The sequence below is a fragment of the Kitasatospora sp. NPDC090091 genome, assembly GCF_044747365.1.
Classification (GTDB): Bacteria; Actinomycetota; Actinomycetes; order Streptomycetales; family Streptomycetaceae; genus Kitasatospora.
Genome location: NZ_JBIVDY010000009.1, coordinates 277,257 through 304,055, shown reverse-complemented (window position 1 = coordinate 304,055; position 26,799 = coordinate 277,257). Strand labels below are relative to the sequence as shown.

The window sequence follows — 26,799 nt, the reverse complement described above, 5'->3', positions numbered from 1 at the left end:
CCGTCCGCGACCGCGACTACCTGATGGACCACCACGGAGTCGTCTTCAAGGTCATCGGCGACAGCCACCCCGGCAGCCACTACCTCGGTTACGTCAAGTACCACCCCGACGAGAAGGGCGACCGGCGGCTGTTCGGCCGGACCTACCGGCAGAACAGCGTCGTGTCGAAGTCCTTCGGCATCCTGGCCGGCAGGCCGGAGTGCTACGTCTACTCCGACACCCTCGGCTGCGTCATCACCGGCATCCCGCGCGAGGACGTGGCCGTCCACTACTCCTGCCGCCAGGCCCTCGCCGCCATCCACGAGGACCCCGGCGCGGTCGCCGACAACCCGGCGGGCAAGGACCTCCTGGCGATCACCGAGTGGATCACCACGAACGACGCCCAGGGCCTGATCGGCGTCACCGGCTCCTTCCTCGTCGGCTGCTTCAACGAGCGCTCCGACATCGACCTCGTCTGCTACGGACCCGAGGGCTACCAGGCCGCACAGGAGCTGTTCCAGCAGACCGAGCTGATCCGGCCGTACGACGGAGACGACCTCACCCGGCTGTACATCCGCCGGGCCAAGTACATGGAGGGCAGCTCGTTCGACGCCCTCATCAAGCAGGAACGCCGCAAGCTCCAGGGGCTCACCGCGGGCGCCGGCGCACACATCAACTGCGAGCCCATCCGCTCCGACCGCGACAGGACCTTCGCCCGGATCTCCTCCAAGGAGATCGGCGAGATCTCACTCCTCGCGAAGATCACCGACCACGCCGAGGGCCTCACCACCCCTGCCGTCTACGGGATCAAGGTCAGGACCATCCTCAGCTCGACCATCGACGAGGCCGACTCCTTCGCCCGCCGGATCACCCACATGCGCTCGTACCTCGGCGCCTACACCGGAGCATTCCGATCCGGCGACACCGTCCACCTGGCCGGCAAGCTCGTGCACACCCAGGACGGCGAACACAGCGGCTTCGGCATCGAACTCACCCCCTGGACTGTCAGCGGCTCCTATGTCGCCAACCTCGCCGGATAGGAGCCTCGTCTTGTCCCTGCTCGTCATCCGACATGCCGAGTCCGTCGAGAACGCCGACAAGTACAACGGCTTCTACCAGGACCCCCGCCCCTACAGCGGAGCCGCCGCCCACGCCATCTCCCGCACCATCGTCGGCCTCACGCCGCGCGGCTTCCGGCAGGCCCAGTGGCTTGCCGAGGTCCTCCCGCAGCTCGCGGGCCCCGGGCCGCACGTCTATACCTCGACCTACCGCAGGGCGATCGACACCGCCGCGATCGCCCTGCCCACCCTCCCCAACGGCTGGCCGCAGCAGACCGCGCTCCTCGACGAGCAGCACTATGGCGACGCCACCTACATGACCAAGCGCGAGCTGTACGACAGCTACCCCGCGCTTGCCGAGGACCGCCGCCTGCGCAAGCACGTCTGGACCGCGCCGGGCGGCGGCGAGTCGCTCGCCGAGGGCGTGCTCAACCGGGCCGCCGAGTTCGCCGCCCTCGTCCAGGCCGAACTCCAGGATTCGCGCACCGTTGTCGCCTTCACCCACCAGACCGCCGCAGTGGCCCTTCGATCCCTGCTCGAAGGCTGCACCTTGCCCGAGATCCTCGCCGAGGAGCGGAAGAGCAAGATGCCCAACGCCGCGATCCTCCACTACGAACTGCGAGACGGCCGGTTCACCCGGACGGGAACGACCATCCCGCCGATCTAGGAGGAGCCCGTGCGCCACCTGTTCCTGAATGGGCCCGTCCAGAACGGCCCCTTCACCTTCTACACCCGCCCCGGCAAAGCCGTGGGCATCCGCCTTGCCGCCGCACTCAACGCCATCCTCGGCTTACCACCCGCACCCCACCTGTGGAACACCGTCACCCTCGCCGGAGACCTCCGCCACCGCCACGCCGAGAACCCGATGATCCCTCGCCAGCGGTTCGAAGCCGACCTGATAGCTGACAAGTACCCACCCGGACAGTCCCCGGTGGGCGGCATCCTGACCGACACCGACGCGGAGGTCGCCAACCTCGCGCTGGCGATGATCGAGAACAACCTCCGTGCCGGCACCCTCACCATCAGCCACGAGACCGTCCCCACCTGCCGGGCCTGCGGTCACATGACCGGTACCGGCAGCCACCCCTGCAACGCCTGCGGCAGCACCGACACCGAAGACCGCACGGGCCGCCACCTCGTCGCCGAACGCACGAAGGACCGCCCCGTCCTCGACCGCTCGGACATCCACGCCAGCCATCGCCAGCAGCCCAAGCACCTCCAGCACACCGCCGCCAACGTCGCCGAGCGGTTGATCCTCTCCCGAACCCGTGACCACGGCATCGACCTCGCGCCCCTCGGCCTCAACGGCCTCGTCCTCGACCCGCGCGTCGGTATCCACACCACCGTCCTCGCCGCAGCCCGAAACCGGCAGGCAGACGTAGCCATCATGACCATCACCCAGAACGCCGCCAACCACATCGTCGCCCACGGCCAGCACTTCCGCGAACACAACGGCATCCGGCTCCAGTACGCCCTGCACGGCCACCTCCCATACGACCACACGGCCAGCCTCCAGCCGCTGCACGAGGCGTACCGCACCACCCAGGTGATCAAGGACGGCTTCGAAGAGTGGTTCCTCCCGCTCTTCTCGCTGAGGACCAAGACCGTAACCCGGCGGGATCAGCTGCCCGCGCTCTTCAAGCATTTCATGCGGGCACACCTGGCCAAGCCTGTTGCGCTGGACGGGGCCGCCTTCGAAGCTGTTCAGCGCTCGGTTTCCGCTGGCGACACGGAATGGATCACGAACAAGCAGGCGCTGGCCAACGTGATGGTTGCCCGTGAGACAGCACGGGCAACCACCGTGGAGAGCTGACACGCAGGTCCGGGCATGCCCGTTGCTCTCGGCTTGAATGCTGTCAGGAGTGCCCCTCCTGGGTGTCCGACCGTGGGCGCACACCATCAGCCGCGCCAGCGCCCTGCCCGTCGTCCGCGGCAAGGACGATGGGCAGCAGACAGACCGCGTCGCCCGGCTCGTTCGGGGCTTTCCTGCACGATCACCCAGATGATGTCATTCGCGACCAGGCCCGCCTTCTCTTTGCGAGATCGAGAAGGCGCTGGAAGCACGGACGAAGTGACGCTTGTTCCCGATGGCAGAAGTTCTTACGACGGTCCTGGCGTGACGTCGGTCAATAGTTCTCCCGCACGTACTCGTACGTTCGGTCGAACAGCTCGCCCTTGATCGGCAAGCCGTACTCCTTCAAGACGGAACGCAGCTCGCGACGAACGCGCTTGTCGCCCGCGTCGCTCGCGCTCCAACCGGCATAGGCGACCTCGACGACGATCGAGTCGATCCGCGAGGCTATGTCGGGAACGATCTTGTGCAGCCCAGGCGGTGTGTTCTCCGCGACGATCTGAGTGAGCGCTCCACGCTTCGGATCGGCCAGCCGGTCGAGCGCTTCCTGGTCGCCCTGTTCAGCTGCCCGATCTGCTGCGACCACGTCCTGAGCGATCTTCAGCGCTTCCTCGAGGAACGCCAGCGAATCCTCTACGTTCTCGATCGCCTTGGTGCGGAGCTTCTCGATCCGCTCCGCCAGCGACCGGTACGCCGGGCTCTCCGTATCGGCGAGCCGACGCCTGAGGCGCGCCTCGATGGAGTCGAGGACCTCCTGGTACATGTCATCGGCTTTCGACTCCGGCGTCTGCCGCTCGGAGAGCTTCAACTGCTCGGCGATCTTCTTAACCAGCGCCAGGCCGGCAGCGTCGAGCGTGACTGTCTTCGACGGCATCGACTTCACGCCCACATCGGTCATGTGACCATGGATCAGATCCGTGGTCTTCGCGCCGAGACGTGCCCAGAGGAACGTCTTGGAGACGTCCTTGGGTCGGATCGACTCGTACACCTTTGCGAGCCAGAAGTACTGCCCCGTGAACGGCCGCAGCATCGGGTGAGGGTCGAGGAACTCCCACACCGTCTGCAGCGCGACGTAGGTCTCAATGAACTCGGTGCGCTGCCCGCCGCCCTCGGGAACCCGCTCGTGTGCCTCGGCGAGCGACTCGAACGACGAGTCACTGGTGTCGATGCCGTCGAACATATGCAGTAGACGCGTGAGGTCGGTGACGAACTTCCCCGCCAGCTTGGAGGCGTCGGTGACGTTGAGCTCGTCCTCTTCGTCGTCCTTCACCTTCGGACCGGCGACTGCCTTGCCGATGGCCCTTGCGAGACCGATGTAGTCGACGACCCGCCCGAAGTCCTTGCGCTGACCGGTGACATGGTTCTTCCACGGACGGTTGGGCCGTGTGATCGTCTGAAACAGGTTCGTGTCCTTGGCGGGCTTGTCGAGATACAGGACACCTTCGATGGGCGCATTGAAGCCGGTCATCCACTTCGCGGTGACGACAACGAACGTCATCGGGTCATCGACCTTCTTGAAGCGGCGCTTAAGTGCCTCCTCCTGCTCCGGAGTGAGCAGGTACTTCTTGTGCTCCTTCGGGGTCTCCTTGTTGTCGGCGACGTGCATCACAACACCGACCTCACGAAGGCGACCGTCCGGCATGACTGCAGCGCGGTGCTCCAGCTCCGCCTCGATAGCCCTGGCGTACGCAATCACAAGGCGCTGGTTGTAGGCCACGACCTGAGCCTTCTGTCCCAAAGGCGCGACAAAGGTGAGGAAGTGGTCGACGATGTCGGCACACACAGCCGCCACGCGCTCGGGGTTGGAGAGGATCGTCTCGATGTGAGAAGCCTTCCCCGACAGGAAGACCTTCTCCTCCTCGTCCAGGCCCTCCTCCGTGGCCAGCTCATCGAACGCCTCGTCCAAGGCTTCCTTGTCGAGGTTGAACCAGACAGACCGGCCTTCCACGATCACTGGCTTGGTGAACCCATCGGCGATGGATTGCTCCGGCGTGTACCGCGACATCACAAAGTCTGGGTCGTCAGGATCGCCGAACAGCTTGAACGTCGAACGGTCCTTGTCCTCGATCGCAGTACCCGTCGCACCGAAGAACTTCGCGTTCGGCACCGCCGCGCGCCACGCGTCGCCGAGCTTCCCCTCATGCGAGCGGTGCGCCTCGTCGACGAGGACCACGATGTTCGACCGGTTGTTTAGATGGCCCGCCTCAGCAAACTTGTGCACCGTCGTGATGACCACGCCCGGCTCACCGCTGCGCAGCAGAGCGTGCAGCTCGCGCCGGCTGCGGGGCACCGTCATCCGCGGCATGCCGGCAGTCTCGAACATCTCCGCCGTCTGCCGGACCAGATCCTTACGGTCGGCAATCACGATGACCGTCGGCGCGCTCCCGAACTTCTCCGTCACCGCGTCATCGCGCAGCAAACGGGCGGCGGCGAACGCCATGAGTTCGGTCTTGCCCGATCCCTGGTGATGCCAGATCAGTCCGCCAGGACGGCCGGCAAGCACCTTGGCGTGGATCGCCAGGGCCGCCTCGAACTGCGGGTAGCGAGGCAAGAACTTGATGTCGACCTCGGAGGCGTCCCGAGCGTGACGGAACATCACCAGATCCTTGAGGATCGGCAGGACCGTCTCCGGCCGCAGCAACAAGCGCGCGGCACGTTCGACACGAGCCGGTCCCGTGATGGTCTTCGGGTCGTCCTCAGTGGACCCCCATGGGGCCCAGATCTCGGAGTCGGGGTCCGGAACCGCACGGATCGGAGCCATGCGGAACTCCAGGCCCTCGGTGGCGACGTTGAAGACGTTCGTCGCGAAGAAGTTCGGGTATTCCTCTTCGTATACGTCATGAAGGTCCTTCGTGGCGTTGACCCACGAGACCTGATGTTTCACAGGCGTTTTGGTCTCGGCAACGACCAGGGGGAATCCGTTGACGTAGTAGACGACGTCGAACCGGCGCGGTTTGGTCGCACCGTTGATGGTGACCTCGTCGGCGACCGTGAAGCGGTTGTTATTGAGGTCTTTGAAGTCGATCAGCTGACGAGGCACATGCCTGCCGTCGATCGTCGTGAATGAGTGGTCGCCACGAAGCATCACGGTCAGCCGCTCGTTGGCCGCAACGAGACCATTGTGGGCATCAAGAACAGCCTGGTTGAGCTCATGCAGGACAAGATCCGCCGACTCGGGGTCGTCCCCCAGGTCCGGGTTCAGTGCGAGTAACGCTTCGCGTGCCCAATCCTCGACGATGACGTCATGCTCATCGCGCGGCAACTCCTCCCCTTGGAGGCGCTCCCAGCCGGCCTCCTCCGCCCACTCGAGCAGTGAACGCTGGATCGTGCTCGCTTCAGTCCACCCCATGTCAGGACACCTCCTCGAGTAGAGCGTCGTATGCCTCCGGGACCTCGACTTCCTGGTTTAGGAGGGAGGCCAGAAGTGCAGAGCGGAAGGCGCGGAGATTGGCTAGCTCCAGGTCCAGGCCCCCTACTGCGAACGCGACAGCATCACAGTGCTGAACGTACTTGGACTGATCCTCCAGCGACGGGATCGGCAGACGAAGAGAGCCCAAAAGGGACTTATTGATCTTCCTCATCGATGCGGTCCCACGCGCCGATGCTGTGATAATTGAGCGCACCGATGGGGAACACAACAGATGTGCCAGAAAGGCCGGCTGGCAGACCTCAGGCTTCGTCTGGATCCGCCAGATGAGGTCGGGCAAATAGGTCTGGGGTGCTACGTGTCGCGCGATGGTGACATAACCGACGCGATCGAATGAACCACTGGCTCTAGTGATAAGGAGATCTCCCTCTTTCACTAGGTGGGCGTCGGTGTAACCCGTCAGGTCGTCAAGTCGCTTTGCTTCGGAGGGTACGAAAGTGCCCAGTTGGATTGCGCTCAGTTTTAGGACGGCCGGCTCTCCAGTCTGCGGCTTTTCATCCGAGGTCTGAACGCTCTTTCCGCCTTGGAATCGGGAAACGACATTGTGCAGATCCTGTTCGGCGCCTTCGGGGTATGCATCGCGAACGATCGCCAGCAATGAGGCCGCCTTCTGCTTCTCGGCATTCAATCCGTCAATCTGCGCATCTACCGCCGCGATGACGTCGACGATTCGGCGCTGCTCCGCCACGGATGGGAGAGCAACTTCAATCGTCAAGAAATCGGTGGGTTTGACCCGCTCGCGCCTGCCTCCCATGCCGGTCGACAATTTCTGCAGTTGCTCCCAAAGTCGTTTCGTGGTCGTAAGGAGTCGGAAGTATTCGGGAAGCATTCGCTCGCCACACGTAAATGTGGGAAATTCTTGCGAAGCGTAGGATTTGCCCATATTGTTCGGAGTGACGGTGATCGCCCCTTCGAATGCCTTCAAGCGGCTGTAGACGATCTGGTTTGGCCGGATGCGATTCAACGTTTTGTATGAGGTCTCATCGCCAGCAATCGGTTCCCGGAGCAACAGGCCCCGGCCGCGGTTCAATACGCCAACGATGTTGTAGGAGGCTGTCGCAGTGATCGGGACCGCATCGACGTCCAGCGTGATGAGTTCGGCGAGTCGGACCCGCCTCCACTCACTCATTGGGCACCCCGAATACGCTCAGCTCGACGCCTGCCGCTGCGAGCCGCTCGAACATGACAGTCTCGGTGTCCATGCGATGCTGCCGGGCGTCGGCATACGCCACGATCGCGGCGCCCAGGTCGGCGGTCTCTTCTGCGGCGACCTTGATGTAACGGCCGATGTTTAGGTCGAAGCCGTTCTGCTTGATTTCCTCGAGCGGCACTAGCCGGACGTTGGCGCCGCTCTCACCTGCTGAGTCGCTACCCGTTTGGTATGCCTCGATGACAGCTCTGACGTCGTCTGCGGACATCAGGTTCTGCTTCTTGCCCTTGACAAACCGCGCCGAGCCGTCAATAAAGAGCACGTGATCCTTGCGCTCAGAAGGCTTCTGGTCGCGGAAGATCAACAGGCATGCCGGGATCTCAGTCGAGTAGAAAAGCTTGGGCGGCAGCCCGACTACGGCTTCCAGAACGTCCTTCCCGATGAGGCCCTGGCGGATCTTCGCCTCCGCGCCTCCGCGGAACAGCACGCCGTGGGGCATCACCACGCCGACGCGACCGGATCCAGGCTTCATCGACGAGACCATGTGCTGGACGAAGGCGAAGTCGCCGTTCTTCGCCGGCGGCACGCCGTAGATGGCTCGCGGATCCGAGGACCAGCGGTCCGCTCCCCAATTCGCCAGCGAGAAGGGCGGGTTAGCAATCACGGCGTCGAACTGGCGGACCGCACCGCTGAGGGCCTTGAATGCCGGAGCACGGAGGGTGTCTCCGCGCTTGATGTCGAAGTCCTCGATCTCGTGCAGGAACAGGTTCATCCGGGCGATCGAGGCCGTCGTGAGGTTGATCTCCTGGCCGTACACCCTGAGTGTGCGGTGGTCCTTGCCGGACTCGCGTAGTTGGTTGATCGTCGCGACAAGCATCCCGCCGGAGCCGCAGGACGGGTCGTAGACGGACTCGCCCGGCTCAGGCTGGAGGATCCCGACGAGCAGGTTCACGACCTCACGGGGCGTGAAGAACTCGCCGGCCTTCTTGCCCGACTCGTCAGCGAAGTTCTTCAGCAGGTACTCGTAGCCTGCACCGAGTAGGTCGTGGGAGACTGTCGAGGGGTCGAGTTTGATCTTGTTGAACGCTTGGATGAGCCCCAGCAGAGCCGACTCCGGGATGCGCTCCTGGTTGCCCCATGAGGCGTCGCCGAACACGCCAGCGAGCGAGCGGGGGTTGGCCATTTCGATTCGCTGGAAGGTCTTTGCGATCTCCGCACCGAGGTTGGTGACCTTCTCAGTAACCTCACTCCATAGCGTGCCCTTGGGTAGCTCGAACCGGTGAAAGTCGGCCTCGATCTCGTCGTCGAGGTCGTCGCCGTAGGCATCGAACGCCGCGTTGTGCTCGTGGGCCCAGGTGTCGCTGATCCACTTCCAGAACAGCATCGGAAAGACGTAGGTCTTGAAGTCAGCCGGGTCGACGGGGCCGCGGAGCGCGTTCGCGGCGTCCCACAGCCGGGACTCGAGCTCGTGCTGGGTGATCGTCACAGGGGTGAGGTCCTTCGTTGAAGACGGTGCCCCGATTATGGAGGAGGGCACTGACGTTTCGGGAGTCCGAGACAGCAAGCAGAAGCGACCTGCAGACGGCGACCTGCATCCACGTCCCCAACCGAGCGTGATCGCGAACACACTGAGACTAGATCTCTGCCTCTCCGCGTCGGTATCACAGGATGTGAGACGGACCTTCTCAGCGGAGCTGGACAGCCAAAGCTCAAGAAGGCGGCCCAGGAGCCGCAGGATGGCCTTTATCGGTGAGCCCAGGTGGGCCCTCGCCAGGCTGGCACTGCGTGAGCGGACGGAGTGAAACACGCGGGCTTGGCGGGACCGTGGATCAGGTGCAATGTCCTGGCCTGCAGGTTCATCACCAAGTGATCACGCTGGCAGCAGCCAGCGTGATCACTCTCGGGCTCGGACTATTCCTGTTCGGCCTGCTCGTCAAGCAATGCCCGAGCCAACTCTGAGAGGGTTGCACCACCGTCTACCGTCCACCGCGCAGGGCCCTGGACCGCCACAGGTGCTTCTTCCCAGCCTGCGAGCTCGTAGAGGTTGAGGACGAGGCGTGTGGGTGAGTACGCACGCCCATCGACCGCCCACACGAGGCACCGCGTTCGGTCGTTCACCCACGTGGCTTCGCCGCGTCGGGGGTCCTCGGCCAGCCATGGGGTGAGTGCGTCGATCTCGGGTTTGTTCCACAGGCGCAGGCGAACTGGCGCTCCGTTGGTGAGCCTTCCGTGGTCCACGAGGGTGGGCACGGCATTGGGGCGGCGCGGTTTGCGCTTACCCTCCTTGGCAGCCGCGTAAATGGCTGGCAGATTGGGAATGACTCCTTCCCGTGTGGCGTCGTGCAGAACCAGCTCCGCAAGTCGCTTACAGCGGCCGGCGTCAGTGAGTGTTCCACTGAGGAAGGAGGTCTGTCCGTACTCCATGTCGATGTGGTGGATCAGCCAGGACAGGACGCGACTGGTGAGGGCGGGGACCTCTCGCAGCGCCGCATCCCAGTCGTACTCCGGATCGTCGATGCGGTCCTGATCGAGAAGCTGAAAGACCAGATGAGTGACGAGTAGGTCACCTCGCTGGCTCACGTCTGCAGCGCGCTTCTGGAAGCGCTTGCGTTCTTCGTTGAGGGCGGTACCTACGGTGCGGTGCACGAGTACTGAGCGCCAAATCTGGAATGCCCCTGGACGCTCACCGAAGAGACGAGGATAGGCACCTCCGTTACCACGCTCCCAGAGAAGATCTGTGTCCCGCTTTGCGCGCACGGCGAGTTCGGTGTTGCGGTGCGCACATGCCAGGGCAATGGCTGCGTGCACCACAGAACAGCCCTCGTCTGGTGCGGGGTCGGGTTCACCGCGCTTGAACACATAAGACTTTTGGAGAGACAGCATGAAGTCCTCGCGGATCATCGCCTGAACCTCGTCCAAGGCGATGAAGTCGCGCTGCTCCACATGATTCTGTGTATTGGTTGTCTCAGTGATGCGCTGGGCCAGATCTGGCATGTTCTTGTCGACGACGATCACCTTGACCGTGACCTCGGCGTCCTCGACTGCCTCGGGGGACGCCTGTGCGGCGCGGTGAGCCGCCGCGACAGTTTGCGCGCCGTTTACGACGCTGACCCCTGACAGGTGTAGGTGTACGGGCTCGTCTGGACGGCGGCGCCCTGGCCATTCCTCTTTCAGCTGGTCGCACAGCACAGTTACGCCGTTGTTGAAGAGCCAAAAGTTCTCCGGCTCGTCCACCAGAGTGCTCAGCATGCCAGAGTTGACGCGGGTAGTACCGAGAGACTGGCGCAGGTTCTGCTCGTACAGTCGGCTTTCGTGTTCCTGGTACCACTCCGCAATATTGCTTGCCGACACGGTGCCTTGGTAGGCACTGACGGGAGTGTTCCGCCGGAGCCAGTTCGTCATCCGCGCGGTTACACGTACGGGTTCGGGAGCGAGATCCCCGCGAATCTGCCGCAGGATGTCAGCCGCGTGTACTATGCGATACTCGAGAACCGGGCCAAATCCGTTGAAGTCGTTACGAGCGTCTTCGAGAACGTTGACGGATTCCTTGCTTAGACTCCCCGTACCCATAACGGCGATTACGAGAGTCACTTTGAGTCGGGCATCGTGCATCGCAGCGTTAACACGCGCAGCGATCGGCTCTAGGCGGTCGTTGAAGCGGTCGAAGCTTCGCTGCTCAATGAGGCGGAGGCCAGCGATGAGCTTGTGCGCCGCATTGGTGTCGAGCTTGCCCTTGCCATCGTCACTCCATTTGGCTTGGACGAGCCAGACCTCTTGTGTGCCTTCCGTGACGGCCACACCGTCGATGCCTTGGTCGTCTTCACCGTCGATGACGGAGGCGCCAGCGGCCTCCTGGTCGCACCCCGTCACTTCGCGTACAGCAGCCGCTGTCAACGCGCGGGAGAGGAAGCGCTGTTCGTAGCCTCGGGGGTCGTACCCCTTGAGGTCTTCGTCATAGATGAGGCCCTGGTACTGCTGCAGAAGCGCAGTGCGGATCTGGTGGATACGGATGGGGGCTGTGGCAGCCCTGCGTTCTGACTCTTCCAAACCTGCCCCCAACGCCGTGCCTTGTTCTGCATCGCTCTGGCCACAGTCTAGGGACCGAGCGGGAGGGCCGGGTGCTGATCGGTGCCACGGCGGTCTCTGAACTCCCATACCTGACATCAGGATCAACTCTGGTTCCTCCCCAAGTGGCGAGGTGGATGCGTGAGCGATGCGTGAGCGGACAGGCCAGCATGTGCCGGTGTCGGGCGGGACCGTGGATCACGGCGCAACCTTCTGAACTGCGGGTTCATCACCCAGTGATCCACAGTGGCACCAGCCATCATGATCACTCCCGGGCTCGTAATGCGTAGGTCGCGGGTTCGAATCCCGCAGGCGGCTCAGTCGGGAAGGCCCGAGTCACGTTGGACGTGGCTCGGGCCTTCGGCGTTTTCGGGGCGGGGTGGGCGGTGGGTTTGGGGATCTTGCTGCCGGGGGAGCGGGGGTGGGGTTTGAATGGGGGCGGGGCGGGGTGCCCCGGACGGTGAGGGGATGGGGGGAATGGGGATGGAGCGCAGCAGTCTCTGGGTGCGGCGGTTCCAGCCGGCGCCGGAGGCCGGGTCGCAGCTGGTGTGCCTGCCGCACGCGGGTGGGTCGGCGGGGTACTTCCTGTCGGTGGCGCGGGCGATGCCGGCTTCGGTGGACGTGCTCGCGGTGCAGTATCCGGGCCGTCAGGACCGGGCGGGGGAGGCGTGCGTCGAGGACGTGCACGAGCTCGCCGACCTGGTGGTGGAGGAGCTGAGGCCTTGGGCGGACCGGCCGTTCACGCTGTTCGGGCACAGCCTGGGGGCGTCGCTGGCGTTCGAGGTGGCGGTGCGGATGGAGCGTGAGGGCATGGGGCTGCTGGGGGTGGTGGCCTCCGGGAGACGGGCGCCGTCGCGGCCGCGTGCGGAGGAGCGGGACGTGCACCGGCTGGACGACGAGGCGCTGATCCGGGACATGGTGCGGCTGAACGGGACGGACCCGGCGCTGCTGCGGGATCCGGAGATCCTGGCGATGGTGTTGCCGTCGGTGCGCGGTGACTACAAGGCGGCCGAGACGTATCGGAGCCGGCCGGGGAGCGACTCGATCACACGGCCGATCCTGGCGCTGGTCGGGGACGTGGACCCGCAGGTGACCGAGGAGGAGGCGGCGGCCTGGGCCGGGCACACCACGGGCGGGTTCTCGCTGCGGACGTTCTCCGGTGCGCACTTCTTCCTCGACGACCACGTGACGTCGGTGATCTGGGCGATCAGCGAGTTCATCGCCGGTCAGCAGTCGGCGGTCGCATAGGGGCGGTCGTGTAGGGCGGTCGTGTAGAGGCGGCCGGGTTCGCCGGGAGCTTCGACGCCCGTCCGCCCCCTGGGGGAGGCGGACGGACTGCGGTCTGAGGCCGGCTCAGGCGGCCTGGCGGTGCTGGGGGGCCGCGCCGTTCTGTGTCGGGGCCGGCGCGGGGTCGGTGCCGGTCCGCGGGCGGGGGCGCAGGAGGACGGCCACCAGGGCGGCGCCGGCCAGGGCGGTGAGGGCCGCGGCCAGCAGGGTGTGGTCCAGCGCCGTGGCGAAGGCGGTTCGGATCAGCGCCTCCGGGGCGTCCGCCGGGATCCGGCCGGTACTCAGGGCCTGGGCGGCGGCGTCGGGGTCCGGGACGGCGGGGGCGTCGGCGAGGCCGCTGCGCAGGCCGTGGTGCAGGACCAGGCCGAACACCGCGATGCCGAGGGCCTGGCCGAGTTGGCGGAAGGTGTTGAGCGCGCCGCCGGCCATGCCGCCGCGTTCCCGGGGGACGGCGGCCATCGCGCTCGATGCCAGGACCGGGCTGACCGCGCCGACGCCGAGGCCGGCGACCGCCAGGCCAGGCAGCAGGGCGACCCAGCCGGAGGAGCCGTCCAGGGTGCACTGGAGGAGTCCGCCGACGCCGATCACGGCCAGGCCGCCGCCGAGCGGCACCGCGGCAGGGAGCGTGGACAGCCGGCGGCCGGCCACCGCGGAGACCGCGAAGGCGACGGCGCTCATCGGCAGCATGACGAGGCCGGCGGCCAGCGGGCCCTGGCCGAGCACCGACTGCAGCCAGAGCGAGGTGTAGGGGAGGCAGGAGAAGGCGGCGGCGGAGTAGAAGAGGCCGCAGAGCATGACGCCGGTGAAGGACGGGCTGCGGAACAGCGCGAGGTCCAGCAGCGGGTGCGGGCTGCGTGCCTCCACCAGGACGAAGGCGGCGAGCGAGACGACGGCGACCGCGGCCAGCGCGAGGACCGGGGCCGAGGTCCAGCCGTCGGTGCCGCCCCGGATCAGCATCAGGACCAGCGCGCCGGTGGCCGCGGTGAACGTGACGGTGCCGGGCAGGTCGATCCGGCGGGCGTCCGGGTCGCGGGACTCGGGCAGCGTGCGCAGGGCGAGCGCCACGGCGGCGACGCTGACCGGGAGGTTGACCAGGAAGATCGACCGCCAGCCCAGGTACTCGGTGAGCACGCCCCCGACCACCGGGCCGGTGGCGGCCGCGGCGCCGCTGACGGCGCCCCAGACACCGAAGGCCACGCCACGGTCGCGGCCCTGGTAGGCGAGGTTGAGCAGGGCCATCGCGGTGGCGAACATCGCCGCCCCGCCACCGGCCTGGACCACCCGGGCGGCGATCAGCACCGGACCGTTCGGCGCCAGCCCGCAGGCCAGCGAGGCGAGGGCGAAGACCACCAGCCCGGCGGTGTAGACGCGGCGGCGGCCGCGCCGGTCGGCCAGTGCGCCGAGGCCCAGCATCAGGGCGGCCAGGGCGAGGGCGTAGCCGTCCAGGACCCATTGGAGCCCGGCGAAGTCCATCTCCAGCCCGGTGCCGATGTCCGGCAGCGCCACGATCACGATGCTGACGTCGGTCAGCAGCATGAAGACCCCCAGGCTGACCGCGACCAGCGGCCACCACTTGTGCATCCCCGTACTCCTCCGTCCGATGCCCGGTCCGGACGGCCGAGGCTCCGTCACTTTGCGCTGTGGGCGGGCGGATGTGCCGCTCGGAGGAGTTGATGTGACGGAATTCGACACTGGATACCATCCTGCTGGTGGAAACCCTGACGCTGGACGAGCTGGACCGGGGACTGCTGCACGCCCTGCACGTGGACGGCCGGGCACCGTTCCGGCGGATCGCGGAGGTCCTCGGGGTGTCCGACCAGACGGTGGCCCGGCGCTACCACCGGCTGCGCGCCGACGACGGCGTGCGGGTGGTGGGGCGGACCAGTGCCCGGATGCTCGGCGAGGTCGACTGGCTGACGCGGGTCCGCTGCGTGCCGGACGCGGCGGGGGCGATCGCGGAGGCGCTGGCCCGGCGGCCGGAGACGTCCTGGGTGAGCCTGCTGTCGGGCGGCGGCGAGATCATCTGCAACACCCGCTCGCCGGCCCGGCCGGACCGGGAGGAGCTGCTGCTGGGGAAGCTGCCGAAGACGCCGCGGGTGCTCTCGGTCAGTGCGCACTACCTGCTGCGGACCTTCGTCGGCGGGACGGCGGCGTGGAGCGGGCGGACCTCGGCGCTGAGCGCCGCGCAGGTGGCCCGGCTGCGGGCCGGGGCCGGGGTGGGGGACGAGCCGGCAGGGGCGACCGCGCCGGCGCCGGTCGCCTCCGTGCCGGCCGGGCGGCCCGGGCCGGTGGTGCTCGACGGGCTGGACCGCGGGCTGCTGGCGGCGCTGGCGGTGGACGGGCGGACGCCGCTGGCCGAACTCGCCTACCGGACCGGGGGATCGGAGGCGACGGTGCGGCGCCGGCTCGCCGCGCTGACCCGGTCCGGGCTGCTCCACTTCGACGTGGACGTGCAGCCCCGGCTGCTCGGCTTCGAGGTGGAGGCGTTCTGCTGGCTGACCGTGCACCCGGGTCGGCTGACGGCCGTCGCGCAGGCGGTGGCGGACCACCCGGAGGTGGGGTTCGCCGCGGCGACCACCGGGCCGACCAACCTGGCGGCAGGCCTGGTCTGCCGGGACATCGAGGCGTTCTACGACTATCTGACGGACCGGCTGGGTGGGCTGGACGGCGTCGTCACCCTGGAGTCGGCGCCGGTGGTCCGCAGCGTGAAGCGTGCAGGTCTGCTGATCAGATGATCCGGGGAAATTCCCTCGGATTTCGCATCGAGCTCGATCAGATAGTTTGTCTACTTATTATCCGACAAGGCTTGCCCTTGTGATTCCCCCTTTAAATCCCTCGCATCCCCTCCCGGGCACCGTTAGTATCGGAATGATCGCTTTCGGTGATCGTTCGGGCCGGGCCGCGAAGGGGGTAGCCGTGAGTGGGCAGTTGCGAGCCGCGCTGCGTCATGTCGCATACCCGACCCTGCTGGTCGTCCTTGTGTCGATATCGTTCTCCGCGCTGCGCTGGCGATGGGACCTCGGACGGGTCACTCAGCTCTTCCTGCTCGGAACCATCGGCTATCTGGTGGTCCTGGAACGGCTGATCCCGTACGAAGTCGATTGGCGTCCGAACCCGGGCGAATGGGGCTGGTACGGGGTCTACTTCGTGCTGACGATGATCGGCGGGGCGCTAGCGCAGGTGCCGGTGGCCGCCGCCGTGGAGTGGCTGGCGCCGCCGCATCCGGCGTTGCCGCTCTGGGCGGAGATCCCGGCCGCCCTGCTGCTGGGATCGCTGGCCAACTACCTGATGCACCGATGGAGTCACGCCAACCCGTGGCTCTGGCGCCTGCACGGGGTGCACCACGTGCCGGGGAAGGTCAACGTCGCCAACAACGGGGTCAACCACGTCGTCGACGTGCTGGTCACCCAGGGGGCGGTCCAGCTCTCGCTCGCGTTGGCGGGTTTCTCGGCCGGGTCGGTGTTCGTGGTGGGGCTGTTCGTCGTCGCCCAGGGCTACTTCGTGCACGCCAACGTCGATGTCCGGATCGGTGTGCTCAACCACGTCCTCGCCGGTCCGGAGCAACACCGGCTGCACCACAGCGTCGACCTGGCGGAGGCCGGCCACTACGGCTCCGACCTCTCGGTCTGGGACCACGTCTTCGGCAGCTTCACCTGGCGCCCGGGCCGCCGGCCGGTCGCGGTGGGGATGCAGGACCCGTCCGACTTCCCCCGGACCGGAGAGGTGATCGCCAGTCACCTCCAAGCCTGGCGGAGGCCGGTGCGGGCCGAGGACTCCCCGGCCTGATCGGTGACCGCTCCGGTGTGCCGGCCGCCCGAAGCCGCCTGTCCGAAGTCGCCCGTCGAAGCCGTATGTCCGAAGCCCGACGTCCACAGCCTGATGTCCACAGCCTGACGCTCCCGGCCCGACCCCATCGCCGAACCGGCCCGCCTTCGGCCGGTCCCCGCCTCGGCTTCCCCGCCCCCGCCCCCTCCCGTGGCCGGTCCGGCTTCCGGCTCGCCCCGGAACCGGCGCACGGCCGCCGTCCCCATGCCCGTGCGGCCGTCCCCACGCCGGTGCCGCGCGCGCCAACGCAGCGATACAAGGACTCGACCATGACGGATGCACTCCTCGCCGCAGCGCCCGACTCCGCCGGTCCCCCCGCCCCGGCCGGCCCCGTCGACACCCCCTCGGGCACCTCCGCCCGCACCTCCGCCCGCACCGCCGGCCACGACCGCCTCGCCCCCCCGGCCGCCGAAGGTCCGGAACGGGTCGCGGTCATCGGCATCGGCTGCCGCTTCCCGGGCGGCGCCTGTGACCACCGCTCGTTCTGGCAGAACCTGGTCGACGGCAAGGACTGCATCACGCCCACCCCGCGCAGCCGGTACGACGTGGCCACTCTGGGCAGCCGGGACGCGTCCAAGCCCGGCCGGCTGGTCGGCGGCCGGGGCGGCTACATCGACGGGTTCGACGAGTTCGACCCGGCGTTCTTCGGGATCAGTGGCCGCGAGGCCGACCACATGGACCCCCAGCAGCGGAAGCTGCTGGAGGTGGCCTGGGAGGCGCTGGAGGACGGCGGGCAGAAGCCGGCCGAGCTGGCGGGCCGTGATGTCGGCGTCTACGTGGGTGCGTTCACCCTCGACTACAAGATCACCCAGTTCTCGGACCTCTCCTTCGAGACCCTGGCCGCGCACACCGCCACCGGCACGATGATGACGATGGTGTCGAACCGGATCTCGCACTGCTTCGACTTCCGCGGTCCCAGCGTCTCCGTCGACACCGCGTGCAGCTCCTCGCTGGTCGCCGTCCACCTCGCCGTCCAGAGCCTGCTGCGCGGCGAGACCGACCTCGCGCTGGCCGGCGGCACCCTGCTGCACATCGCGCCCCAGTACACCATTGCCGAGACCAAGGGCGGCTTCCTCTCCCCGGAGGGGCGCTCGCGCACCTTCGACGCCGCGGCCGACGGCTACGTCCGGGCCGAGGGCGTCGCGGTCGTCGCGCTCAAGCGGCTCTCCGAAGCGCTGCGCGACGGCGATCCGATCCACGCGGTCGTGATCGGCAGCGGGGTCAACCAGGACGGCCGGACCAACGGAATCACCGTGCCCAACCCGGACGCCCAGGTCAGCCTGATCGAGCGGGTCTGCGCCCGGGCCGGCATCGCCCCGGGGAGCCTGCAGTACGTGGAGGCGCACGGCACCTCCACCCCGGTCGGCGACCCGATCGAGGCGAACGCACTGGCCCGGGCGCTCGCCGTCGGCCGCCGCCCCGGCGACCGGTGCTACGTGGGCTCGGTCAAGACCAACATCGGGCACACCGAATCGGCCTCCGGGCTGGCCGGGCTGATCAAGACGGCGCTGGCGCTCAAGCACCGGCTGATTCCCCCGCACATCAACCTGGAGCGGCTCAACCCGGCGATCGACCCGGCCGCGCTGCCGTACGAGATCCCGCTGGAACCCACGCCCTGGCCCGCGCACCGGGGTCCGGCCCGGGCGGGCGTGAACTCCTTCGGCTTCGGCGGCACCAACGCCCACGTGCTGCTGGAGGCCGCTCCCGAGCCTGCCTCCACCGCCTCCGAGCCTGCCTCCACGGCCGTCGTCCCGCTGCCGGCCCGGGCCGTCGCGCCGCTCCGCGCCCCGACCGTGCTCCCGCTCACCGCCCGGGAGGCCGCCGCCCTGCCCGAGCTTGCCGCCGGCATCCAGGCCGAGCTGGCCGGCGTCCGCGGCGGCGCCCCCGCGCGCCTGGCCGACCTCGGCCACACCCTGGCCCACCGCCGCCAGCACCTGGATGCCCGGCTCTCCGTCGTCTACGACTCCCGGTCCTCCCTGGACGAGGCGCTCGGCGCCTATCTGCGCGGCGAGCCGCACCCCCGGGTGCTGACCGACCGGCGCCGGGAGCCCCGGCACCGCCGGACGGCCTGGGTCTTCACCGGCATGGGCCCGCAATGGTGGGGGATGGGCCGGCAGCTGTTCGCGACCGAGCCGGTCTACCGCGAAGCCGTCGAGGCCTGTGCCGAGCACCTGGCCGAGCTCACCGGGTGGTCCCTGCTGGACGAGCTGGCCGCCGACGAGGGGCGGTCGCGGATGGCTGAGACCTGGCTCGCCCAGCCCGCCAACTTCGCCGTCCAGGTGGGCCTGGCCGCGCTCTGGCGCAGCCGCGGGCTGCGCCCGGACGCCGTGGTCGGGCACTCCACCGGCGAGGTCGCCGCCTTCCACGAGGCCGGGGTCTACGACCTGGCGGACGCCGTCAAGGTGGTGGTGCACCGCAGCCGGCTCCAGCAGCGGCTGGCCGGCACCGGTGGCATGCTCGCCGTCGCCCTCTCCGAGGCCGAGGCGGTCCGCCGGCTCCGCCCGTACGGCGACGCGGTCTCGGTGGCGGCGGTCAACAGCCCGATCTCGCTCACCCTCGCGGGGGACGAGGAGGTGCTGGCGGAGCTGGCCGAAGCGCTCACCGCCGAGCAGGTCTTCGTCCGGCGGCTGGCCGTCGACGTGCCGTACCACAGCGCCCGGATGGAGCTGATCAAGGACGAGTTGCTGGAGTCGCTGGCCGAGCTCAAGGCCCGCCCCGCCCAGGTGCCGCTCTACCTGACCGCCCGTGAGGGCACCGCGCACGGCACCGAGCTGGACGCCGGGTACTGGTGGCACAACGTCCGGGACAGCGTCCGGTTCCAGCAGGCGGTGGAGCGGCTGGCCGACGACGGCCTCGGCGTCTTCCTGGAGATCGGCCCGCACCCGGTGCTGGGCCGCGCGATCCAGGAGACGGTGGCGGCCCGGACCCCGGCGCCGTCGGCCCGCGCCGCCCCGGAGCCGCCGGCGGCCCGGGCCCGGGCCCAGGCCCTGGCGCCGGCGGCCCGCCCGGCCGGGGCCGACCGCCCGGAGGTGCGGACGCTGCCCTCGATCCGCCGCCAGGAGGACGAGCGGTCCGTCTTCACCGCCTCGCTGGCCGCCCTGCACAACCTGGGCGTGGAGGTGGACTGGTCGGTGCTGCAGCCCGCCGGACGGCCCGTGCCGCTGCCGCGCTACCCGTTCCGCCGGGACCGGCACTGGGTCGAGCCGCGGTCGGTCGAGCAGGTCCGCCGGGGCCGGCTGGACCACCCGTTGCTCGGCCGCCGCCTGGCCGGCGCCGAACCGGCCTGGGAGGCCCGGCTGGACGCCGAGGCGCTGCCCTACCTGGAGGACCACCGGATCCAGGGCAGCGTGCTCTTCCCCGCCGCCGGGTACCTGGAGATGGCCGTCCAGGCCGTCCGGGCGCTGACCGGCGGCACCGACGCCGCGCTGGCCGGGATCGAGCTCCGCAAGGCGCTCTTCCTGCCCGACGACGAGAGCCGGGTCGTCCGGCTCTCGCTCTCCGCCGAGAACGGCGCCTTCACCGTCGCCACCCTCACCGATGAGGAACGCACCGTGCACGCCACCGGCAGTGTCCGGCCCGGCCAGCGAAGGCGCCGCCACGGGCACCGGCTGGACGCCGAGCGGATCCGCGCCCGCGCCGTCCGCCGGTTGGCCGGCCCGGACTGCTACACCGAGCTGGCCGCACTCGGCTACCACTACGGCCCCGCGTTCCGGGGTATCGAGGAGGTCTGGATCGGGCCCGGCGAGGCGCTGGCCGTGGTCCGGCCGACGGCCGCGGTCGCCGGGCAGGGCGGCGGCCACCACGTCCACCCGGTGCTGATGGACGCCTTCTTCCAGACCCTGCTGACGCCGCAGCTGCTGGTGGCGGCGCCAGGCGGTACCGGCATCAGACTTCCGCTGGCCATCGACGAGGTGCGGCTGGAGGCGGTCGGTGAGCGCCCGCTGCTGGTGCACGCCACCGTCACCCGCGACGCCGGCCCCGAACTCGTCGGCGACATCGCCGTCCACGACGAGCACGGCGTCCCGCTCGGCGGGATCACCGGCTTCCGGGCCGCGGACGTGGAGAAGGCCGCCGCCGCGGTCGGCCTCGCGACGATCGACGGCTGGCTCGCCGAGCCGGTCTGGACCGAGCTGCCGGACGAGCCGGACGCCCCCGACCTGCTGGCCGAACACCCCGACCACTGGATGGTGTTCGCCGACAACGGGGGCGTGGCCGACGCCCTCGCGGCCCGGATCGTCGCGCGCGGCGGCAGCTGCCAACTGGTCCGCCCGGGCCCCGACCACCGGCCGGCAGCCGACGGCAGGCCCGCGGCTGACCACCGGCCCGCAGTCGCCGGCCGGCCCGCCGACGGCCGCCCGGCCACCGTCGCGCCCGGCTCCGCCGCGGACCTCCGCCGGCTGCTGGTCGACCGGCGGGCCTCCGGCGCCCCCGACCCGGCCGCCGTCGTCCACCTCTGGAACCTCGACCGGCCGGAGCTGGAGGTGGCCGACCACGCCGCCGTGGCCGGCCACACCGGAGCGGGCGCGTACAGCCTGGTCGCACTGGCCGCGCTGCTGTCGGCCGAGTTGCCGGACGCCCGCCTGCACATCGTCACCCGCTCGGCACAGGCCACCGCCCCGGGCGAGCCGGTCGAGCCGCTCGGCGCCCCGGCCTGGGGCATCGGCCGGGTGCTGCGCCACCAGGAGCTGCCCGGCCACCTCGGCAAACTGGTCGACCTCGGCCCGGCCGCAGCGCCGGCCGGCCCGACCACCGCCCCCACCGCGTCGACCCCCGCCGCCGCCCCCACCGCGTCGACCCCCGCCGCCGCCCCCACCGCGTCGACCCCCGCCACCGCCCCCACCGCGTCGACCCCCGCCGTCCCCACCGGCCCCACCGCCGACGAGGAAGCGGTCGCCCTGCTGCGCGAGTTCGCCCGCGCCGACGAGGCCGAGATCGCGCTGCGCGCCGGCCGCCGGCTGACCGCCCGGCTGCGCCCCGCCGAGGGCCTGACCGGCCCGCTGCCCCCCAACCTGCGGCCGGACGGCAGCTACCTGGTGACCGGCGCCTTCGGCGCGCTCGGCAGGCTGCTCTGCCGCACCCTGGTCCGCCGGGGTGCCCGGCGGCTGATCCTGGTCGGCCGCAGCCCGGTGCCCCCGCGCGAACAGTGGCGCGGGCTCGACCCGGACACCCCCGCCGGGCGGGCTGTCGCGTTCCTGCGCGAGCTGGAGGCGCTCGGCGCCGAGCCGCTCCCGGCCGTGCTGGACGTCACCGACGAACGGGCGCTGGCCGACTGGCTCGCCGAGCACCGCGCGCTCGGCCGGCCGCCCGTCCGCGGCGTCTTCCACCTGGCCGGACAGGTCCGGGACACCCTGGTACCGGAGCTGGACCGCGCGGTCTTCGACGCCGTCCACGGGCCCAAGGTGCTCGGTGCCTTCGCCCTGCACCGCTGCCTCGCGGACGAACCGCTCGACCACTTCGTGCTCTTCGCCTCGATCGCCTCCCTGCTCACCACCGCCGGCCAGGCCAACTACGCCGCCGGGAACGCCTTCCTGGACGCGCTGGCGCACCACCGCCGCGCCCTCGGCCTGCCGGCGCTCAGCCTGGACTGGGGCCCGTGGGCCACCGGGATGATCGAGGAGCTCGGCCTGATCGACCACTACCGCAACAGCCGCGGCATGAGCTCGCTCGCGCCCGAGGCCGGGATGGCCGTGCTGGAGCGGGTGCTCGGCCAGGACCGGGCCCAGCTGCTGGTCGCCACCGTGGTGGACTGGCCGGTCTTCCTCTCCTGGTACCCGGCGCCGCCGCCGCTGGTCGCCGACCTCGCCGCGGCCGCCCGGGAGAACGCCCCGGCGCCGCGGCAGAGCAGCCTGCTGGAGGCGCTGCGGGCGGCCGGCGAGGAGGAGCGCCGGGCGCTGCTCACCGAGCGGTTCACCGCGCTGGCCGCGGTCGTCCTGCGGATGCCCGCCGACCGGATCCGGCCGGGCTGCGGCCTGAGCGGGCTCGGCCTGGACTCGCTGCTCGCGATGGAGCTGCGGGCCCGGCTCAACACCGAGCTCGGCACCGCGCTGCCGGTGGTGGCGCTGCTCTCCAACGCGCCGGTGGCCGAGCTGGTGGCGCAGCTGTACGAGGGCCTGGCCGAGCTGCTCGACGAGGACGGCTCCGGTGCCGGGGCGGCCGGGGCCGAGCGGTACGAGGACGAGTCGGCGTACCCGTTGACGCAGAACCAGAAGGCGCTCTGGTTCCTCAAGCAGCTCAACCCGGACGGCTTCGCGTACAACATCGGCGGCGCGGTCGAGGTCCGGGTGGAGCTGGAGCCGGAGCTGATGGCCGCGGCCTTCCGGGCGATGGTCGAGCGCCACCCGAGCCTGCGGGCCAACTTCGTGCTCGACGGCGGCCGGCCCGTGCAGCGGATCTCGCCCGCGGTCGAGCCGGACTTCGGGGTCTTCGACGTCGAGGGCCTGGAGTGGGCCGACGTCCACGACCTGATCGTGCGCGAGTACCGCCGACCGTACGACCTGGAGCGCGATCCGCTGGTGCGGTTCCGGCTGTTCCGGCGCGGGCCGGCCCGCTGGGTGATCATGAAGGCCGTCCACCACATCATCTCGGACGCGATCTCCACCTTCACCTTCATCGAGGAACTGCTCGCGGTCTACGAGGGCCTGCGGCAGGGGCGGGCGCCCGAGCTGCCCCCGGTCGGGGCCCGCTACCTGGACTTCCTCAACCGGCAGAACGCGTTCCTGGCCGGCCGCGAGGCGCCGCGGATGCTTGAGTACTGGCGCTCACACCTGCCCGCCGAGGTGCCGGTCCTGGAGCTGCCCACCGACCGGCCGCGGCCGGCGGTGCAGACGAACAACGGCGCCTCCGAGTTCTTCGTCCTGGACGAGGAGCTGAGCGCCCGGGTGCACGCGCTGGCCCGCGCGCACAACGTGACCGTCTTCATGGTGCTGCTCAGCGCCTACTACCTGCTGCTGCACGCCCATTCGGGCCAGGACGACATCATCGTGGGCAGTCCGGTGACGGGCCGGACGGACGAGGAGTTCGGCTCGGTCTACGGGTACTTCGTCAACCCGCTTCCGTTGCACGTCTCGCTGTCCGGTGCGCCGACGGTGGCCGAGCTGCTGGCACGGGTGCGCACCGCGGTGCTGGGCGGGCTGGACCACCAGGAGTACCCGTTCGTGCTGCTGGTGGAGAAGCTCGGGCTGCAGCACGACCCGAGCCGCTCGGCGGTGTTCCAGGCGATGTTCATCCTGCTGCACCACAAGGTGGCCGCCGAGAAGTACGGCTACCGCCTGGAGTACATCGAACTGCCGGAGGAGGAGGGGCAGTTCGATCTGACGCTGTCCGCCTACGAGGACGAGGCGGAGCGCCGGTTCCACTGCGTCCTCAAGTACAACACCGACCTCTTCCTCCCGGAGACGGCGGCCCGGCTGGCCGGCCACTACGTCAACCTGCTGGCGGGGCTGACCGGGGCGGCCGCCGAGCAGCCGGCCACCGGGCTGGAGCCGCTCGGCCGCGGTGAGCGGGCCGTGGTGCTCCAGCGGTGGAGCGGGGCCGACCGGCGGGTGGCGCACGAGGAGCCGGTGCACGAGCTGATCCTGCGCGCGGCCGCCGCCGCCCCGGAGGCCTGCGCGGTCGTCGCGCCGGCGGAGTCCGGTCCCGCGGCCCGGCTTGGCTACGGAGAGCTGGCGCTGCGCTCCGGCCGGGCCGCCGCCCGGCTGCGGGCGCTCGGCGCCGGGCCGGGCGCGGTGGTGGCGCTCTGCCTGGAGAAGTCGCCGGAGCTGATCACCGTGCTGCTGGCGGTGCTCTGCACCGGCGCCGCCTACCTGCCGCTCGACCCGGCCCACCCGGCCGACCGGCTGGCGTACATGGTGGAGCAGGTCGGCGCGGTGCTGCTGGTCGGCGACGACGCCGAGCGGCTCGGCGGGCTGCCGGTGCGGCTGGTCGCCGCCGGCGAGCTGCTGGACGGGACCGCCCCGACAGCGGCCGACGCCGCCCCCGCCACGGAGGCCGCTTCCGCCCCAGGCGCCGCCCTCACCCCGGACGCCGTCCTCACGCCGGACGCCTTCACCGACCGGCCGGTCGACCCGCAGTCCCCGGCCTACGTCATCCACACCTCCGGTTCGACCGGCCGCCCGAAGGCCGTCGCGGTCTCGCACGCCAACCTCGCCTCGGCCTACCAGGCCTGGCGCACCGAGTACCGGCTGGAGAGCGAGGCCCGGGTCCACCTCCAGATGGCCGGTCCGTCCTTCGACGTCTTCACCGGGGACGTGGTCCGTGCGCTCTGCTCGGGCGGCACCCTGGTGCTGGCCGGCCGGGAGCTGCTGTTCGACACCGCCCGGCTCCTCGACGTGATGCGGGCCGAGCGGGTGGACGCCGGCGAGTTCGTCCCGGCGGTGGTCCGGACGGTGGCCGGCCACTGCGAACGGTCCGGCCTGCGGCTGGACTTCATGCGGCTGTTGGTGGTCGGCTCGGACGTCTGGAAGGTGGAGGAGTACCAGCGGCTGCGCGCGCTCTGCGGCCCGCGGACCAGGCTGGTCAACTCGTACGGCCTGACCGAGGCCACCATCGACAGCGCGTACTTCGAGGGCCCGGTCGAGGGACTGGAGCCCGGCCGGATGGTTCCGATCGGGCGGCCGTTCCCGAACACCGCCTGCTACCTGCTGGACGACCAGGGCCGGCCGGTCCCGCCGGGCGTGCCGGGGGAGCTGTGGATCGGCGGCTCAGGGGTCGCGCTCGGCTACGTCGGCGACCCGGAGCAGACTGCGCGGCGGTTCGTCACTCTGCCGCTCGGCGGGGCCGACGGCACCGAGCCGGTCCGGCTCTACCGCACCGGCGACCTCGCCCGCTGGGACGCCGGGGGCGGGGTGCACCTGCTCGGCCGGGCCGACTCGCAGATCAAGGTGCGCGGCCACCGGATCGAGCTCGGCGAGATCGAGAGCCGGCTCGCCGCCTGGCCCGAGCTGGCCGAGGCGGTGGTCACCGTCCGGGCCGACCGGGGCGGCGACAACGTGCTCTGCGCCTACTGCGTCCCGGCCGCCGGGCGGACGCTGGACCGCCGGGAGCTCCGCCGCCACCTGGCCGGCTACCTGCCGACCTTCATGATCCCCACGCACATCACCGAGCTGCCCGCGCTGCCGCTCACCGCCAACGGCAAGGTGGACGTCGCCGCGCTGCCCGCGCCCCGGGCGGAGGCGGAGCCGGCCGCGGAGCCGCCGACCACCCTCTACGAGGTCCGGATGGCCGAGCACTGGCGGGCGCTGCTCGGCGTCGACGGCCTCGGCCTCCAGCACGACTTCTTCGAGTGCGGTGGCAGCTCGATCAGGCTGATCGAGCTGATCCACGGGCTGCGGACCGAGTTCAACGTCAGCGTCCCGGTCAGCCTGCTCTTCAAGGTCACCACCCTGCACGGGATGGCCCGGGCGCTGGAGCAGGTCGTCACCGGCCGGATCGAGGGCGGCCGGCCGTACCTCTGGTTCAACCGGGAGCGGCAGCAGACGCTGTTCTGCTTCCCGCCGGCCGGCGGCCACGGCCTGGTGTACCGGCAGTTCGCGGCGCACCTGCCGGAGTACCGGATGGTCGCCTTCAACTACCTCGCGGGGGACGACAAGGTCGCCCGCTACGCGGACCTGATCGAGGCCGTCCATCCGGAGGGGCCGTGCGCGCTGCTCGGCTACTCGCTCGGCGGCAACCTCGCCTTCGAGGTGGCCAAGGAGCTGGAGCGGCGCGGCCGGGCGGTGCCCAACGTGGTGATCATGGACTCGCACCGGATCCCGGAGTGCTACACCCTCCGGGACGAGCACGTGCAGGCCTTCGAGCGCGAGCTGGCCGAGCACCTGCTGCGGCACACCGGCTCGACCGCCGTCGCCCAGGAGACCCGCGAACAGGCCCGGGACTACCTGCAGTTCTGCAGCCGGACGCCCAACCTCGGGGTGATCGCGGCGCCGGTCAGCGTGATCTCCGACGACGCCACGGCCGCCCGCTACGCGGCGGGGGAGCACGGCGCCTGGCACGGCAGCTCGGCGGCCGGGACGGCGGTGTTCCAGGGCTTCGGCGCCCATGCCGAGATGCTCGACAGCGAGTACAGCGCCCGCAACGCCGGGCTGGCCCGGTCGATCCTCGCCGGGGGTGCCGCCGATGCGTCCTGAGACCGGAATCCGCGCCGGCGTCCCCGGCCCTG

Annotated in this window: 12 protein-coding genes; 7 read left to right on the top strand and 5 right to left on the bottom strand. The window is 69.8% G+C overall.

Annotated features, from left to right (window positions below; all coding sequences use genetic code 11):
* The first annotated feature begins 23 nt into the window (after positions 1 to 23).
* From ACIPSC_RS18430 to ACIPSC_RS18420, 3 genes are read left to right on the top strand one after another with little or no spacing between them, the layout of a single operon-like run.
* Entirely contained in the window at positions 24 to 1,019 is a 996-nt protein-coding gene (locus tag ACIPSC_RS18430; RefSeq protein WP_400826789.1) for a nucleotidyltransferase domain-containing protein, read from the top strand.
* A gap of 10 nt (positions 1,020 to 1,029) precedes the next feature.
* Complete coding sequence (locus tag ACIPSC_RS18425) at positions 1,030 to 1,704, top strand: histidine phosphatase family protein (protein WP_400826787.1); 675 nt, start codon at positions 1,030 to 1,032, stop codon at positions 1,702 to 1,704.
* A 9-nt stretch (positions 1,705 to 1,713) separates the two neighbouring features.
* The gene (locus tag ACIPSC_RS18420; RefSeq protein ID WP_400826786.1) at positions 1,714 to 2,850 is read left to right on the top strand and encodes a hypothetical protein; all 1,137 of its coding nucleotides are present in this window, start codon (positions 1,714 to 1,716) and stop codon (positions 2,848 to 2,850) included.
* Positions 2,851 to 3,163: 313 nt separating this feature from the next.
* On the opposite strand, the gene ACIPSC_RS18415 is transcribed toward ACIPSC_RS18420, so the two are convergent.
* The 4 genes from ACIPSC_RS18415 to ACIPSC_RS18400 all read right to left on the bottom strand — a co-directional run bounded on the left by ACIPSC_RS18415 (position 3,164) and on the right by ACIPSC_RS18400 (position 11,513).
* Positions 3,164 to 6,238 carry a type I restriction endonuclease subunit R gene (locus tag ACIPSC_RS18415; protein ID WP_400826785.1) on the bottom strand — a complete coding sequence of 1,025 codons (3,075 nt, stop codon included), beginning with the start codon at positions 6,236 to 6,238 and terminating at the stop codon, positions 3,164 to 3,166.
* A 1-nt stretch (position 6,239) separates the two neighbouring features.
* The gene (locus tag ACIPSC_RS18410) at positions 6,240 to 7,445 is read right to left on the bottom strand and encodes a restriction endonuclease subunit S (RefSeq protein WP_400826783.1); all 1,206 of its coding nucleotides are present in this window, start codon (positions 7,443 to 7,445) and stop codon (positions 6,240 to 6,242) included.
* Positions 7,438 to 8,952, bottom strand: a complete 1,515-nt coding sequence (locus ACIPSC_RS18405; RefSeq protein ID WP_400826782.1) for an N-6 DNA methylase — start codon at positions 8,950 to 8,952, stop codon at positions 7,438 to 7,440. The genes ACIPSC_RS18410 and ACIPSC_RS18405 overlap by 8 nt, the downstream gene beginning before the upstream one ends.
* Positions 8,953 to 9,377: 425 nt before the next feature.
* A complete protein-coding gene (locus tag ACIPSC_RS18400; protein WP_400826781.1) occupies positions 9,378 to 11,513 on the bottom strand; it encodes an AIPR family protein in 2,136 nt (711 codons plus the stop codon).
* Positions 11,514 to 12,014: 501 nt separating this feature from the next.
* Here ACIPSC_RS18400 and ACIPSC_RS18395 point away from each other — a divergent pair.
* Positions 12,015 to 12,779 (top strand): thioesterase II family protein, encoded by a 765-nt coding sequence (locus ACIPSC_RS18395; RefSeq protein ID WP_400826780.1) that lies wholly within the window; start codon positions 12,015 to 12,017, stop codon positions 12,777 to 12,779.
* Between the two features lie 105 nt (positions 12,780 to 12,884).
* Here ACIPSC_RS18395 and ACIPSC_RS18390 read toward each other — a convergent pair whose 3' ends face one another.
* Complete coding sequence (locus ACIPSC_RS18390) at positions 12,885 to 14,399, bottom strand: MFS transporter (RefSeq protein WP_400826778.1); 1,515 nt, start codon at positions 14,397 to 14,399, stop codon at positions 12,885 to 12,887.
* 128 nt (positions 14,400 to 14,527) lie between these two features.
* On the opposite strand from ACIPSC_RS18390, the gene ACIPSC_RS18385 reads away from it, so the two are divergent.
* The 3 genes from ACIPSC_RS18385 to ACIPSC_RS18375 all read left to right on the top strand — a co-directional run bounded on the left by ACIPSC_RS18385 (position 14,528) and on the right by ACIPSC_RS18375 (position 26,767).
* Entirely contained in the window at positions 14,528 to 15,553 is a 1,026-nt protein-coding gene (locus ACIPSC_RS18385) for an Lrp/AsnC family transcriptional regulator (protein ID WP_400826777.1), read from the top strand.
* 133 nt (positions 15,554 to 15,686) lie between these two features.
* A complete protein-coding gene (locus ACIPSC_RS18380; RefSeq protein WP_400826776.1) occupies positions 15,687 to 16,604 on the top strand; it encodes a sterol desaturase family protein in 918 nt (305 codons plus the stop codon).
* A 308-nt stretch (positions 16,605 to 16,912) separates the two neighbouring features.
* Complete coding sequence (locus ACIPSC_RS18375) at positions 16,913 to 26,767, top strand: amino acid adenylation domain-containing protein (protein ID WP_400826775.1); 9,855 nt, start codon at positions 16,913 to 16,915, stop codon at positions 26,765 to 26,767.
* Positions 26,768 to 26,799: the final 32 nt, after the last annotated feature.